13 protein-coding genes are annotated in these 14954 nt (G+C 74.0%); 7 read left to right on the top strand and 6 right to left on the bottom strand.

What is annotated here, in order from left to right; translation table 11 throughout:
* Positions 1-7: 7 nt before the first annotated feature.
* Entirely contained in the window at positions 8-1465 is a 1458-nt protein-coding gene (locus C8E97_RS11305) for a serine hydrolase domain-containing protein (RefSeq protein ID WP_246018814.1), read from the bottom strand.
* Between the two features lie 85 nt (positions 1466-1550).
* Between C8E97_RS11305 and C8E97_RS11300 the strand changes: the two genes are divergently transcribed.
* The 3 genes from C8E97_RS11300 (at position 1551) to C8E97_RS11290 (ending at position 3890) form a co-directional block, all read left to right on the top strand.
* Complete coding sequence (locus tag C8E97_RS11300) at positions 1551-2687, top strand: sensor histidine kinase (protein ID WP_147455069.1); 1137 nt, start codon at positions 1551-1553, stop codon at positions 2685-2687.
* Positions 2677-3330 (top strand): response regulator, encoded by a 654-nt coding sequence (locus C8E97_RS11295; RefSeq protein ID WP_121004297.1) that lies wholly within the window; start codon positions 2677-2679, stop codon positions 3328-3330. Before C8E97_RS11300 ends, C8E97_RS11295 begins: the two co-directional genes overlap by 11 nt.
* 170 nt (positions 3331-3500) lie before the next feature.
* Complete coding sequence (locus C8E97_RS11290) at positions 3501-3890, top strand: hypothetical protein (protein WP_121004294.1); 390 nt, start codon at positions 3501-3503, stop codon at positions 3888-3890.
* A gap of 23 nt (positions 3891-3913) precedes the next feature.
* Here C8E97_RS11290 and C8E97_RS11285 read toward each other — a convergent pair whose 3' ends face one another.
* Positions 3914-4567, bottom strand: a complete 654-nt coding sequence (locus C8E97_RS11285) for a hypothetical protein (RefSeq protein WP_121004291.1) — start codon at positions 4565-4567, stop codon at positions 3914-3916.
* A gap of 271 nt (positions 4568-4838) precedes the next feature.
* Between C8E97_RS11285 and C8E97_RS11280 the strand changes: the two genes are divergently transcribed.
* Positions 4839-6950 (top strand): M6 family metalloprotease domain-containing protein, encoded by a 2112-nt coding sequence (locus C8E97_RS11280; protein WP_121004288.1) that lies wholly within the window; start codon positions 4839-4841, stop codon positions 6948-6950.
* A gap of 288 nt (positions 6951-7238) precedes the next feature.
* On the opposite strand, the gene C8E97_RS11275 is transcribed toward C8E97_RS11280, so the two are convergent.
* Positions 7239-8201, bottom strand: coding sequence for a DUF8189 domain-containing protein (locus tag C8E97_RS11275; RefSeq protein ID WP_147455068.1), 963 nt, complete (start codon positions 8199-8201; stop codon positions 7239-7241).
* Positions 8202-8381: 180 nt separating this feature from the next.
* Here C8E97_RS11275 and C8E97_RS11270 point away from each other — a divergent pair, with 180 nt between their 5' ends.
* From C8E97_RS11270 to C8E97_RS11260, 3 genes are all read left to right on the top strand, one after another.
* On the top strand, positions 8382-8753 hold the full coding sequence (locus C8E97_RS11270) for a YciI family protein (protein ID WP_121004284.1): 372 nt from the start codon (positions 8382-8384) through the stop codon (positions 8751-8753).
* Positions 8750-9991, top strand: coding sequence for an RNA polymerase sigma factor (locus tag C8E97_RS11265; protein WP_121004281.1), 1242 nt, complete (start codon positions 8750-8752; stop codon positions 9989-9991). The genes C8E97_RS11270 and C8E97_RS11265 overlap by 4 nt, the downstream gene beginning before the upstream one ends.
* Before the next feature lie 114 nt (positions 9992-10105).
* Positions 10106-10780: a dihydrofolate reductase family protein gene (locus tag C8E97_RS11260; RefSeq protein WP_121004277.1), complete on the top strand. Its 675-nt coding sequence runs from the start codon at positions 10106-10108 to the stop codon at positions 10778-10780.
* A 61-nt stretch (positions 10781-10841) separates the two neighbouring features.
* Here C8E97_RS11260 and C8E97_RS11255 read toward each other — a convergent pair whose 3' ends face one another.
* From C8E97_RS11255 to C8E97_RS11245, 3 genes are all read right to left on the bottom strand, one after another.
* Positions 10842-11609, bottom strand: coding sequence for a class I SAM-dependent methyltransferase (locus tag C8E97_RS11255; RefSeq protein ID WP_121004273.1), 768 nt, complete (start codon positions 11607-11609; stop codon positions 10842-10844).
* A gap of 81 nt (positions 11610-11690) precedes the next feature.
* A complete protein-coding gene (locus tag C8E97_RS11250; protein WP_246018812.1) occupies positions 11691-12752 on the bottom strand; it encodes an ATP-grasp domain-containing protein in 1062 nt (353 codons plus the stop codon).
* Between the two features lie 324 nt (positions 12753-13076).
* Positions 13077-14897: an AMP-binding protein gene (locus C8E97_RS11245; RefSeq protein ID WP_121004270.1), complete on the bottom strand. Its 1821-nt coding sequence runs from the start codon at positions 14895-14897 to the stop codon at positions 13077-13079.
* Positions 14898-14954: the final 57 nt, after the last annotated feature.

The raw sequence follows: 14954 nt of genomic DNA, 5'->3' as shown, positions 1-14954 counted from the left end.
CCGCGGCTCAGCGCGCCGCCCCGTCGACCGGCCGCCTCGCCGCCCGCACGACGGCCGCGGCCCTGGCCACCAGCACCGCCGCGCACCCCACCGCCGCCACCGCGAGCAGCACCACGAACGTCGGGTACAGGTAAGGGACCTGCCGCCACGACACGTCACGACCCCGGTAGAGGAAGCCCACCACGCGGTGGACCGTGACGAGGAGCAGCAGCGGCAGCGCGAGCGGCACCAGGCGGACCACCGCCCACGGCGCCGACCGGCGGCGGGTGGCCCACCGCCGCGAACGACGCGCACCGCGCCACGTCGCCACGCCGACGACCACCGCCGCCCCGAGCAGCACCGCGTCGACGACGGCGGGCCACGGGTCACCGGCGGGCGGCGGTTCCCGGCCCTCGATCGCCGCGATCAGGCGCTCGGCGATCGCTTGGGCGTCCCCGTGCTGCAACCCCGTGTTCGCCATGACGGCGACGCCGTGGCCGGACGCCGGCAGCAGCGCCTGGTAGGCGGTCGACGTGAACAGGTCGCCGCTGTGGTGGACCAGCGGCGCGCCGGACGCGGTGGTGCCCACGAACCAGCCGAGCCCGTACGACTTCGCCGCCCCCGAGGGCGTGTGCGTGGCCGCGATCCCGTCCGGGGTGGCGATCGACGTGCCGTTCGCGCCGCGCCCCCCGTTGTTCTGGGCGATCAGCCACGCCGCCATGTCACGCGCGGTGCTGAGCACGCCGCCGGAACCGTTGCCGAAGGCGGGCGGCTCGGGCACGGCCAGCGGCACGCCCAGCACCCGGACGTGGCCGCGCGCGCTCGGCGGCAGGTCCCGCTCGGTGTCGCCGGTGCCGCTGCCGGTCATGCCCAGCGGGTCGAACACGTTGCGGCGCAGGTACTCCGCGAACGGCACGCCGCTGACCACCTCCACCAGGCGCGCGGCGACCTGGAAGTTCGGGTTGTGGTACCGCCAGGTGCTGCCGGGCGCGTCGGCCAGCCCGGCCTCGCGCATCGACGCCACCGCCTCGCGCAGGGTGTGCACCGCCGGTCCGCTGAACGGCGTCGAGGTGGTGTCCGACATGCCGGAGGTCTGGTCGAGCAGCTGCCGCACGGTGATCGCGCCCGCGCGCGGGTCGGCCATCGTGAACTCGGGCAGGTGCGCCTGGACGGGGTCGTCGAGGCCGATGCGCCCGCGTTCCGCGAGTTGCAGCACGGCCAGCGCCGTGAAGGACTTGCTGACCGACGCCACCGCCAGCGTGGTGCGCTCGGTGATGGCGTCGCCGCCGGGCGTGCGGCCGTACCCGGCCGCGTGGACGACGGTGTCGCCGCGGGTGACGGCGACCGCCGCGCCCGGCAGCGCGACCTCCTCTCGGTACCGCTCCACAATGGAGTCGACGGCGGCGGCGTCGACCGCGGTCGGCGACCCGACGGGGTCGAGCACCGATGCGGTGAGGGCCAACGTGGTCAGGATCGTCGTGAACACGGTCGGAGCGTGGCCCACCGGCGGTCGACCGGACATCGGACCGTGGTCCGAGTTCCGGCGCGCGACGCCCGGTTACCGTGTCGTCATGGCACGAGTGGCGAGACCCGGCCCCCTGGTCCTGGCGGTCGCCGACGCGGTGGCCGCGGTCGCGGTCCTGGCGGCGGCGGTGCTCCGCGCGCCGCAGGCGAACCCGGCCGTCTGGGTGGTGGCCGCGGCGCTCGCCGTCCCCCTCGCCGCACGGCGGCTCGCACCCGCCGCAGTGCTGTCCACGACCACCGCGGCGGGTGTGGTCGCCGTCGTCGTCGGCATCGGCGGTGAGGTCGCGGCGCTGGCCGTGGCGTGGGCGCTCTACCCGGTCGGCCTGTCCTCGGCCCGGCCGGGCGCGGTGGGCGTCGTCGGCGCGGTGGCCTGCGTGTCGGCGGCCGGGCTCGCGGTGGCGTCCTCGCCCGCGCTGCCGGTCTTCCCGGCCGCGCCGGGCACCGAGTCGTTCGACACGGCACCGGTGACCGCGCTGCTCTACGGCGTGGTGGTCATCGGCGGGTCCTGGGCGGTGGCCGCGGTGGTCCGCACCCGCCGGCGGCAGGACGCCGAACTCGCCGAGGCGCGCACCGGTCGCGCGGTGGCGGAGGAGCGGCTGCGCATCGCGCGGGACGTCCACGACGTCGTCGGGCACAACCTGAGCCTGATCGCGATGAAGGCCGCCGTCGCCAACCACGTGGCGGCGAGCCACCCCGACGAGCGGGAATCGGCCCTGCGCGTCATCGAACGGGTCAGCCGGTCCGCTTTGGACGACGTCCGCGCCGTGCTCGGCGGGCTGCGCGAGCCGGCCGCGCCCGCCGTGGAGCTGGGCCGCCTGGTCGACGACGCGCGGGCGGCCGGTGTCGCCGTCACCTTCGACGGGGCCGACCTGGCGGAGGTGCCGCCCGCCGTGCGCGTGTCGGCCTACCGCATCGTCCAGGAAGCCCTGACCAACGTCCGGCGGCACAGCCACCCGCCGCGGTGCCACGTGGCCGCCGAGGTCGAGGGCGACCGCCTCGTGCTGTCCATAGTGGACGAAGGTGTCGCGACGGGCCCGGTCGGCGCGCCGGGGCACGGGCTGCTCGGCATGCGGGAACGCGTCGCGCTGCACGGGGGTTCGCTGCACACCGGCGCGACGCCCGGCGGCGGGTTCGCCGTCCGGGCCGCGCTCCCGCTCGACGGGGCGGCGCACCGTGCCGGGTGACCCGATCCGCGTCCTGCTCGCCGACGACGAGCCGCTGTACCGCGCCACCGTCCGGCTGCTGCTGGCGGCGGAGCCGGGGATGACCGTGGTCGCGGAGGCGGGCACCGGGCGGGAGGCGTGCGCGCTGGCCGCGCGGCACGCCGTCGACGTCGCGGTGGTGGACGTCCGGATGCCCGACTGGGACGGGATCACCGCCACCGAGCACCTCACGGCGCTGCCCGAGCCGCCGAAGGTGCTCGTGCTCACCACGTTCGACCTCGACCAGGCCGTCTACGAGGCGCTGCGCGCGGGCGCGAGCGGCTTCCTGCTCAAGGACGTCGCGCCGCGCCGCCTGCTCGACGCCGTCCGCTCGGTCGCGGCCGGCGAGGCGCTGCTCGCGCCCAGCGTCACCGGGCGGCTGATCGCGCACTTCCTCGACGCGCCGCGCCGCCCGCGCCGGGCCCTCGACGGCGTCACGCCGCGTGAACGGGAGGTGCTGGGTTTGATCACGCGCGGCCTGTCCAACGCCGAGATCGAACAGCACCTGCACCTGAGCCGCCACACGGTCAAGACGCACATCGGCCACCTGATGGCGAAACTCGCCGCCCGCGACCGGGCGCAGCTGGTCATCGCCGGCTACGAGGCCGGGCTGGCCGACGAGTGAGGCGCCGGCCGCCTCCTGCGCCGGGCCGACCACGCCGAGCCCGGTGGCCACCGGACCGCACCGACACCGGCGACCGCGCCGACCACCACGACCCGGACCGGCCCGCCGACCGGGCCGTCCGAGGTCAGGGCACCGCCCGACCCCGCGAGGCCGCCTTCTAGGCTGACCGCATGATCTTCTACACCGACGCCGAGAGCCGGGCTCTCCGCATGGCCGTCTTCGGTGCGATGGTGCTGGTGTCCCACGCCGACCCCGGTCCCGTGATCGAGGAGCGCCACGCCGGCCTCCGCGCCCTGTCCCACCTCTCGCCGGACCTGCGCGGCGTCCTCCAGGCGTCCCGCGTGGACCTCTCGGGGCTGTCGGAGGCGGAGCTGGAGGAGCAGGTCCTGGGCGCGCTCCGGACGTCGATGAAGATCCTCGCCGCGAAGTCGCCCGTCGACGCCGCCACGTTCCCGGACGCCGTCGCGGCGATCTGCCACGAGGTGGCGGTCGCCGACGGCCAGGTGGCCGAGGTCGAGACCGCGGTCATCGCGAAGGTGCGGGCCGCGCTGGGCGGCTGACGCGCGCGAGCCCGCCCCGGTGGTCACCAGACGGCGACGGCCAGCACCACGAACCCCTTGTCGGTCGCGGTCAGGTCGGCGTACTTGACCCGCAGCCAGGCGTGCTTGCCCTCGGAGGTGAGGAAGCAGTACTGGCCGCCGACCGTGGGGATGACCTCCTTCGCGCGGTCGAGGTCGTCGGCGATGAGCTGCGCGCACCGGGACTCCGCATTGGCGTCGGGGCCCTCGTCCGGGTAGAAGACGCCCTGACTGCTCTGCATGAAGTTGAACCGCTCGAGGTAGAGGTCGGCGCCGCCGGTCGGGCCGTCGGTCCGCTGCCCCTTCTCCGCACCCGATTCGAGGTCGATCCCGGTGCCGCGGTCCAGGCGCACCTCGCGCGCGGCCGGTCCACCGGCCTTCGGCGCGGTGGCGGACGCCGCCGCGGTCGGCGTGACCCGCCTCGGCGAAGTGCCGGGGGTGCCCGTCGTGCCCGCCGCCCCCGGTGTCTCCGGCGTGGGCGAACCCGACAGCCTGGCGGACGCGCCGACCAGGGCGACCACGGCGATCAGCACGATCGCGCTGGTCAACGCGACGGCGACGATCGTGAGGGCGACGACGCCGCGCCGGTCGTGGCGGTCGCCGGTCTCCAGTCGTGCCACCGAGCCCGCCAGCACGGCGGTACCCGCGTCACCGGACATGTCGTTCCGGGTCGCGGCCTCGGGCGGTGGCGTGTTCTGGTCGATTCGGGGATCGTCGTGCCTCGCGCGGAAGCCCGCTACGCAATAGTGCGGCTCCACCGGGGCCGCGATCGCCGGTCGCACCGCCCGGTGGCGAGGTGACGCCGCCGGGCCACCCGGCCGCGAGAGCCGGCCCCGCCACGTCGGCGGAGTCCGCGAACGCCCGTCGATCGGCACCTGTGCCGGCCGTTTGCGGGCGTTTACCGTGTGTGGATCACACCACGGAGGTGGCATGTACCACTCACGGGTTCGTCGGGGGCGCAGGCGCCCTGTCCTCCTGCTGACCGCCCTGTTGTCGGTCGCCGCGCTGGCCGCGGGCAACGCCGGCGCGGTCGCCGCACCGCCCTCCGGGCCGGAGCACCCCTGGCAGTACGACCACTGGCCGCGCCAACAGCCCTGGCAGGAGGGCCGGGACACCGCGCGCGTGGCCGCGCGGGCCGGCTTCCCCGGCCCGATCGACCCGCAGAACTGGGTCAACCCGGACCACATGACCTGGGAACGGGACTACCGCAAGGTCCCCGGCACCAACTGGGCCGACCCGTCGGTCAAGGGCTCGGTCCGCACCTTCAAGGGCGCGCTGGTGCTGCTGGACTACCCGAACCAGCCGTTCGTCGTCACGCAGCCGAAGGCGTCGACCGTGTTCGGCAACCCCAGCGCCGAGGCCCACGACGTGCCCCGCGACCAGGTCGCGCGGTTCTACCAGGACTTCCTCAACAAGCCCAACGCGCTCAACCGCGGCCACACCGTCCACGAGTACTGGATGGAGGACTCCGGCGGGCGCTACGGCGTCGACCTGACCGCGTTCGGCCCGTACACCATGCCGGGCAAGGACCACGAGTACGCGATGGAGTTCCAGTCGGGCACCGGCTGCCCGGCGGGCGACCGGTGCGACCGCGACATCCGCACCGACGGCCGCGCCGCCTGGGTCGCCGACGTCGGGTCCGGGGTGCCCGCCGGGTTCGACTTCGTCTACTTCCTATCCGCCGGCCAGGACGAGTCCGGCACCTGGCAGGAGTTCGGGACGATGAAGTTCCCGACCAAGGAGGACGTGCCCGACGAGTTCGGCCCGCCCGACCCCGCGCTGCCGAACTGGTCGCGCACCCGGTACGTCGACTGGACGTCGTGGGCGTCCGGCTCCGCGATCTGGCCCAACGCGGGCGACGGCTCGTCCACCCAGGCGGAGAGCTCCGGCCAGGGCGTGTACGCGCACGAGCTGAGCCACCTGCTGGGCATCGGCGACAACTACAACAACCCGTACGGCAACCCGCCGCGCCGCGCCTACACCGGGATCTGGGACATGCTGTCGCGCGGCTCGTTCAACGGACCCGGCGGCCCGCACTCCCGCTGGGTCATCCCGGCGACCGCGGGCGGCTCGATGGGCGCGCAGCACGTGCTGCGCAACAAGATCAAGCTCGGCATCGTGGACGAGCGCAACGTGCTCCGCCTGTCCCGCGAAGCCCTCGCCGAGTCCGGCACGGTGGTCGCGCGGATCACCGCGCGGACCGTGCAGCCCGGACCGGACGGGCTGTCCGGCGTCAACGTCGAGCTGAAGACGGGCGACCTCTCCCCCGCCTGCGACATCCGCACCGACCCGCTGTGCGACGGCGGCGGCTACCAGAACTACACGGTCGAGGTCGTGGACCGGATGGGCGCGGACTCGTTCACCCCGGACGCGGGCGTGCTGCTCGCCAAGACCAAGAACGAGGACCGCGCGCCGTTCGCGTGGGTGGTCGACGCCAACCCGCAGGACATCGGCATGACCGACTACGTCCTGCCGGACGGGCGTCGGGTGCCCATCACGATCGGCGACTACCGGCAGCTGTCGGACGCCCTGTTCCACGCCGGCACGAACTCCGGCAGCGAGTACGAGTACGTCGACCAGGCCAACCGCCTGCACTTCTACGTGCTGGACGTCCAGCGCGACCGCGAGGGCGTCCTGTCCTACACGGTCGCCATCCGGTCGCTCGACGGCGCGGGCCCGCAGCGGCGGGGCGTGCGGGTCCTGCCGACCGCCGGCCGGACCGGGTCGGACGGCGTCGCGACCTGCCGGTTCCCGCTGGTGAACACGGGTCGCGCGGCCAAGCCGGCCGGGGAGCACCCGGAGGACGTGGCCCGCTACCTCGACGGCGACGTGTACCGCGTGTCGGCCACGGCGGAGGGGCGCGGCTGGGCGGTCTCCGTGCCCAACGCGCTCACCACGGCGAAGTTCGGCCACGGGGTCGAGGTCCCGGTGCACGTGAAGCGGGACGGCGGCGCGCCGCTGACCAAGGTGACGTTGAAGGCCACGTCGGAGAGCGATCCGACGAAGACGGCGACGTCGACGTGCATGGTGTTGGGGCGGTGAGGGTCCGGGAGCGGGGAGCTGAGGCGGGAGCGCGAGCAGGGAGGGACAAGAGCTGTGTTTGATTGGCCGCGACTTCGTCGCGGCGGCTCGGCCGCCCTGTGGTCGGGCCATCACGCCTGATTTCCCGCCGATCGGAAAGCGTGATCGGCGGGAAATGAGGCGTGACAGCCCGACGGCGGCCTCGCGGCGCGTGCTAGCGGGGGGAAGAGGGAAGGAGAGGGAAGGGGAAGAGAGGTGAGAGGGGAATCAGGGGTGAGAGGGGAATCAGGGGTGGGAGGGGTGGGTGGGTTAGGCGGTCCACCACTTTTGGTGTAGTTGGCCGTTGGGGGTGCGGATGAAGACGTGTTCGTGGTTGGCGTTGAAGCTGCCGACGGCCGGCGTCGCGTCGAGCACCGCGCCGTCGTTGTGGCGCTGCCAAGCACCCCACCGCGTGCCGTCCCAGGACAACTGCCACAAAGCCCCGTCACCGCCCCGGACGTACACGTTGGCCACACCGCCACCACGCGCCACCGTCGCCGGCGCGTCGACGAAGCCCGGTGACGGCCGGCCCAGCGACGCCCAGGAAGACCATCCACCGGTCCGGGTCCAGTACTTCTGGTGGAGCAGGCCGTCGGTACCTCGGGCGAAGAGCTGTTCGTGGTCCGCGCCGAAGGAGCTCACGGCGACGGCGGAACCGAGCGCGAACCCGTCGTTGTGGCGCTGCCAGGCACCCCACCGCGTGCCGTCCCAGGAAAGCTGCCACAAGGCTCCATCACCACCGCGTACGTACACGTTGGCCACACCGCCACCACGCGCCACCGTCGCCGGCGCACCCACGAAACCCACCGACGGCCGGCCCAACGAACCCCAGGCACTCCAGCCGCCGGCGAGCGTCCAGTACTTCTGGTGTAGCTGGCCGTTGGGGGTGCGGATGAAGACGTGCTCGTGGTTGGCGTTGAAGCTGCCGACGGCCGGCGTCGCGTCGAGCACCGCGCCGTCGTTGTGGCGCTGCCAGGCACCCCATCTCGCTCCGTCCCAGGAAAGCTGCCACAAGGCTCCATCACCACCCCGCGCGTACACGTTGGCCACACCGCCTCCACGCGCCACCGTCGCCGGCGCACCCGCGAAACCCACCGACGGCTGACCCAACGAACCCCACGCACTCCACTGGCCCAACCGGGCTGCGGGTGGCTCGGCGGCGGCGATCCCACCGCCCGCCGACAGCACGAGCACGGCCGACAGCACCGATCCGATCCGGGTACCGAGTCGCATGTTCCCTCCTCATCGGGTTCCGATCACCTCATCGTGGCGGACCGGGCCCTATTCCGACATCGTGGAATCACCGTCCGCGACCGAGTCGGCACCCGGCGTGGTGGGACCGACGCGCGCCCGGCCACCGGAGGGTCCGCCGGCACAATCCCGAACCATCCGAAGAGGACGGCAGGGGGTCGTGTGAAGTACCTGATGATGATCTACGGCAACGAAGAGGTCTGGAACAGCGTCGACGCCGACCGGTTCGCGGAACTGGTGGCCGAGGTCGACTCGTTCCACGCCGCGCTGCTGGAGTCGGGTGAGCTGGTCGACTCGCGCGGGCTGGTGGACCGCCCTCGTTCGGTGCGGTTCGCGGGCGGCGCGCCGGTGATCACCGACGGTCCGTACCTGGAGGCAAAGGAGCACGTCGGCTCCTACTTCGTGGTCGACGTGGAGAGCCAGGAGCGCGCGGAGGAGATCGCGCTGTCGTACCCGGCCCTGCGCCACGGCCGGGGGCTGGGCGGCGGCGTCGAGGTGTGGCCGCTGATGGACCAGGGCGGCGACGACCGTTGACCTCCGACGAGCCGGTCGAGCACCTCGTGCGCACGCTCGCGCCGCGGGTGCTCGGCACCCTCGTCCGCCGCCACGGCGACTTCGCGCGGTGCGAGGACGCCGTCCAGGAGGCGCTGATCGACGCCGCCGGCACCTGGGCGCGCGACGGCGTCCCGGAACACCCACTGGGGTGGCTCACCACGGTCGCCGCGCGCCGCTACGTGGACCAGGTGCGCTCCGACGCCGCGCGCGAGCGCCGGGAGCAGGCGGTGTTCGACGCCGTGCCGCGCGACGACCTGCTCGCGCCGCCGCCGGACGCCGAGCCGGCGCGCGACGACCTGCTGGAGCTGCTGTTCCTGTGCTGCCACCCGGCCCTGACCGCGCCCGCGCAGATGGCCCTCACCCTGCGCGCGGTCGCCGGGTTGACGACGACCGAGATCGCCGCCGCGTTCCTCGTGCCCGACAAGACGATGGGTCAGCGGATCTCGCGCGCCAAGCAGCGGCTGCGGGAGGCGGGTGCGCGCTTCGCGCTGCCGCCCGACCACGAGCGCGGCCCCGCGCTCGGCGTGGTGCTGCACGTGCTGTACCTGCTGTTCAACGAGGGTTACAGCGCGGGCTCGGGTACCCGGTTGCGCCGACCTGACCTGACCGGGCAGGCGGTGCGGCTGACCCGGCGACTGCACCGGCGGCTGCCCGACTCCGGCGAGACCGCCGGGCTGCTCGCGCTGATGCTGCTGACCGAGGCGCGCGGCGCGGCCCGCACCGGGCCGGACGGCATCCTGGTCCCGCTGGCCGAGCAGGACCGGTCGCGGTGGGACCGGGCGGCGATCGCCGAGGGCGTCGACCTGGTGACGCGCAGCCTGTCCGCGCACCCGGTGGGGCCGTACCAGGTGCAGGCGGCGATCGCGGCCGTGCACAGCGAGGCGGCCTCCGCCGAGGACACCGACTGGCCGCAGGTGCTCGCGCTGTACGACGTGCTGGAGCACTTGGCGCCCAGCGCGGTCACCGCGCTCAACCGGGCCGTCGCGCTCGGTGAGGTGCGTGGTCCCCGCGCCGCCTTGGAGGTCGTCGCGGAACTCGAGGGCGGTGTGCTCGCCGGCCACCACCGGCTGTTCGCCGTGCGCGGCCACCTGCTCGAACGGGCGGGCGACCGGGCCGCCGCGGCCGAGGCGTTCCGCGCGGCGGCGCGGCTGGCGGGCAACGTGCCCGAGCAGCGCTTCCTGCGGCTGCGGGCGGCGCGCTGCGCGTCCGGCGGGTGAGTGCGGGCAGCCGCGGGAAAAAATTCCGGGGATCGGGGTAGAAATCCGGTCGTCGGCTCCGATCCCCTCCCGAGCGAGCCCGTCGGGCCTCGCCAGGAGGAAGGACGCAGCACGATGACCAAGGTGACCGCACAGCTCTCGGTGTCCCTCGACGGCTGCTACGCGGGACCCCGCCACGAGGGCGGCGACTGGATGGGCTCGGCGGAGGCCGCGAAGTTCTTCCGCGTGACCCGCTGGGCGGTCGAGGCGATGGCGTGGCGGGAGCGGCACGGCCTCGCCGGCGGCGAGCAGGACGTCGACTCCGACGTCATCCGCGAGTCGTTCGAGGCCGCCGGGGCGTACGTCATGGGCAGGCGCATGGCCGACGGCGGTGAGGAGCCGTGGGGCGAGGAGCCGCCGTTCCGCGCGCCCGTGTTCGTCGTGACCCACCGGCCCCGCGCGACGCTGACGCGCCGGGGCGGCACCAGCTTCACCTACGTCACCGACGGCGTCGCGAGCGCGGTCGCGCGGGCGAAGGCCGCCGCCGGCGGCAAGGACGTCGCGATCGCGGGCGGCGGGAGCCTGGTGCGCCAGGTGCTCGCGGCGGGCCTGCTGGACGAGCTGGAGCTGCACGTCGTGCCGGTCGTGCTCGGCGACGGGATGCGACTGCTGGACGGCGACCTCGGCCTGGGCGACCGGGAGGGCGTCGAGCTGACCCCGACCAGGGTCCTGCACAGCCCCGGCGTCACGCACATCCGCTACCGCGTCGACGGCCGCGCCCCGCTCGTGCCGGCCGAACCGACGAGCTGAGCCGCGAGGTACTGAGCGGGGCGCGAACGCCCGCCGTCGACCCGGCGCCGGCGGGCGTGCCTCAGCGGCGCGCCGGTTTGCGCGCCTCGATGAGGAAGCGGCGGGAGTGGGCGACGAACGGGCCGTCGGCCTGGATGCGCTCGTGGAGCGCCGCCAGCCGGTCGCGGTACTTCTCGACGGTGAAGTCCGGGACGAACCAGATCACCTTGCGCAGGAAGTAGACCATCGCGCCGACGTCGAGGAACTCCATCCTCAGCTCGGCGGTCCGCAGGTCGACGACCTCCAGGCCCGCCGCCTCGGCGCCGGCCCTCGCCGGCTCGGGCTCCCGGCCGCTCCTCCCCAGCGGCCGGGGGCCGAGGAAGAAGTCGTAGACCTCGTGGCCGCTGTCCGGGCCGACCTGCTGGGAGAGGTAGTGGCCACCCGGCGTCAGCACGCGGGCGACCTCGGCCCAGTGGACGGTCACCGGGTGCCGGCTGGTGACCAGGTCGAAGGCCCCGTCCGCGAACGGCAGCGGCGACGCCTCCTCGGCGGCGACCACGACGACGCCCTTGTCCCGCAGGTTCTCCTGCGCCCGCGCGAGGTTCGGCGGCCAGGACTCGGTGGCGGCCATGCCCCGTGCCGCGCGCTGCGGGACACCCGCCAGGACCTCGCCGCCCCCGGTCTGGACGTCCAGGCTCATCGCGGCCCGACCGATCCGCTCACCCATCAACCGCTGGTAGCCCCACGGTGGCCGCTCCTCGGTCGCGCGACCGTCGAGCCAGGAGAAGTCCCAGCCGCTGACGTCGACCGCGTCGGCCTCGGCGATCAGTTCCTCGAAACTTCTGCCCATGACCGGACATCATGGGGTATCGACGGCGGTGCGCCGAACCACCGTGCCCGCCCACCGGACCGGCCGGGCGCTGGACCCCGATCAGACCGCGGCGGGGTCGGCCATCCCGTCGGCGGCGCGGCTGCCCGCGCCCGGTGCGCGGTCGGCGGTGGGCGGACCGGCGGGGAAGGCGGCGGTGGTGAGGGCGCGGTGCAGTTCGTGCGGTAGCGACCTGCCGGCCGCCGCGAAGAGGTCCGGGTAGAGCGCCGGGCCGGTGTTGACGTCGATGACGATCGGGCGGCCCTCGTGGTGGATGACGTCCAGGCCGAGCAGCGGCAGGTCGAACGCGCGCTGGGCGCGGAGGGCCAGCGCGGCGTGGGCGGCGGGCACCTCCCGGTGCTCGACGGAGCCGCCACCGCGCTCCGCGTCGTAGACCTTCCAGGCGGAGTCGTTCCACCGCACGTGGCGGTCCGCGCCTTTCCGGAACCCGTACATCACCTGCTGCCCCGCCAGGGTGATGCCCAACCACTCGTCCGGGTCATTGGGGTAGAACCGCTCCAGCAGGTAGCCGCGCGCCGGCGTGGACGACGGCACGCCGCGCGACCGGCCCTCGGCGGTCTCCGCGTCGAGGTAGCCCACCACGTCCCGCAGGGTGGTGAAGCTGTCGACCAGCAGCACGCCCCAGCCGAAGCAGCCGCGGCGGGGCTTGAGGACGGCGTGCCCCCACTCCTCGATCGCGGGGGCCGCCGCGTCGAGGTTGCGCTGGCTGACCAGCACGCTGTCCGGCACCGCGACGCCGGCGCGGGCGAGGGTCAGCGACGCCCAGTGCTTGTCGAACGCGACGGCGACCCGCTCGGGGTCCGGGACGACCACCGTGTCCCGCTTCAGCGTCAGCAGCGCGTCGAGGTCGTAGCTGCCCGGTTTGCGGGCGAAGTCGACGTGCCAGAGGTAGGCGTCCAGGTCGTTCAGGCACACGTCGCCGCAGTGGACGCGGCCCCGGCGGATGTGGGACTCGCGGAAGTCCAGGTCGTGGCGGAACTCGACACCGGGCATCCGCGCCAGCAGGCCCATCAGGGTGGCGTGGTCGTCCGGCGGGATGACACCCCCGGTCGGGGGCTCGCCGTCGGCGGGGTGGGCGGGCAGGCACGTACCCACCTTGAGCATCACACCACCTCCCGACAGGCGCCAACCCGGCACACCCCGAGGGGATGACACCACCCCCACCACTCATGCACGCCCACCGCGATATCACCCGAAAGACGACCCGCCCCAGGCAGGCACGCACGCCCCGCCGCTCCGCGCACCCCAGACCCCGCCGGCCCCACGCCGCGAGGCCGCCGTCGGGTTGTCGCGCCTCATTTCCCGCCGATCACGCTTTTCGATCGGCGGGAAATCAGGCGCGATGGCCCGACTTGATGGCGGCCGAGCCCGCCGTCTGCGGAGCAGCGGCAATCCAACACAGCCCGCCGCCTGCGGAGCAGCGGCGATTCAACGCAACCGCTCCCCGAAGTCCTCCTCCCAGAACTCCGTGACGCCGCGCGGCGACGTCCCTGCGTCGTCGCCGTTCCCGGCGGGCGGCGCGTCGACCTCGAACCGCCGGGCCTCCGCCGCGCGCAACTCCGCCCGGCGGATCTTCCCGGTCGGCGTCTTCGGGAGGTGGCCGGCGAATTCGAGTCGCCGCACCCACTGCTCCGGTGCCAGCCGCTCGCGCACGTGGGACAGGATCGCGCGTGCCGTGCCGGCGCCGGCGGAGTGGCCGGCGGCGCAGGTCACGTACGCCTTGGGCACCGCCTGCCGTCGCGGGTCGGGTGACGCCACCACGGCGACGTCGGCCACGGCTTCGTGCTCCAGCAGCACGTTCTCCAGCTCGAAAGGCGATATGCGCCGGCCGGACGACTTGAACACGTCGTCCGCCCGGCCGATGTAGGTGAAGTAGCCTTCGTCGTCGACGGTCGCGATGTCGCCGCTGTGGTAGTAGCCATCCCGCATCACCGCCGCGGTCTTCGCCGGGTCGTCGCCGAACCCGATCATCAACCCGAGCGGCCTCGACCGGTCGAGCGGGAGGCAGATCTCGCCCGACGTCCCCGGCGCGCCCGTCGTCTCGTCGAGGAGGGCGACCGAGTAGCCGGGCAGCGCCCGGCCCATCGACCCCGGTTTCACCGGCTGGCCGGGCGTGTTCCCGATCTGGGCCGTGGTCTCCGTCTGACCGTAGCCGTCGCGGACCGTGATGCCCCAGGCCGCCCGCACCCGCGCGATCACCTCGGGGTTCAGCGGCTCGCCCGCCGAGACGCACTCCCGCAGGCCGCCGACGTCGGCGGCCTTCAGGTCGGCCTGGATGATCAGCCGCCACACGGTCGGTGGCGCGCAGAACGTCGTCACACCGCAGCGCGCGATCACGTCGAACAGCCCCTCGACCGAGAACCGCTCGTGGTCGAGGACGAGCGCGGTCGCGCCGGCGTTCCACTGCGCGAAGGCGGACGCGTTCCGCCACCCCTGGCGACCCGACCCCGGCGAGGACACGGTGAGGTGGACGTCGCCCGGCCGCAGGCCCGTCCAGTACATCGTGGACAGGTGGCCGACGGTGTAGGACACGTGCGAGTGCTCGACCACCTTCGGCCGCGCGGTCGTGCCCGAGGTGAAGTAGCGCAGCAGCGGTGCGTCGGCCGGTGTCGCGCCGTCCGGCTCGAAGGAGGCGGGCGCGGTGGCGGAGGCGGCGTAGTCGTGCCACCCCGGCACCTCGTCACCGACCGCGATCCGGGTCAATTCCGCGGTGACCTCCCGGAACCGGCGCGACAGGTCCGGGTCGGCCTCCGCCGCCCGCGGTGCGCCCGCCCGGTCGAACCGGTCGCAGAGCGCGGACGCGGCCACGACGTGGCGCACCCGGCCCCGGACGACGTGGTCCGCGATCTCGTCGGCGTCGAGGGTGGTCATCGCCGGGATGATCACGACGCCGAGCTTCGCCGCGGCGAGCACGAGTTCCCACAGCGGGACCACGTTGCCCAGCAGGGTCAGCAGCACGTCGCCGCGCCGCACCCCGAGGTCGCGCAGCCAGCGGGCGACCTGGTCGCTGCGGGCCGACAGCCGCGCGTAGGACACGCGCACGTCCGGCTCGTCACCGACGATCCACAGGGCCGTGCGGTCCGGGTGCTCCGCGGCGACCACGTCGAACCAGTCGAAGGCCCAGTTGAACTCGGCAGGCCGTGGCCACCCGAAGCACCGCTTCGCCTCCTGGTAGTCCTCCCGGTGCCGAATCAGTGAGTCCCGCGCCGCGCGGAACTCCGCCGTGGCCGGTGAACCAGTTGGCCGCATGACGTCAACCTCCCGCTGTCGATCCAGTCGAACCGTGGAAACCGCTGTGGTGGTCGC

The organism is Saccharothrix australiensis, from assembly GCF_003634935.1.
GTDB lineage: Bacteria > Actinomycetota > Actinomycetes > Mycobacteriales > Pseudonocardiaceae > Actinosynnema > Actinosynnema australiense.
The sequence above is the reverse complement of the archived record's forward strand: the minus strand, read 5'-3'. Positions and strand labels throughout refer to the sequence as shown.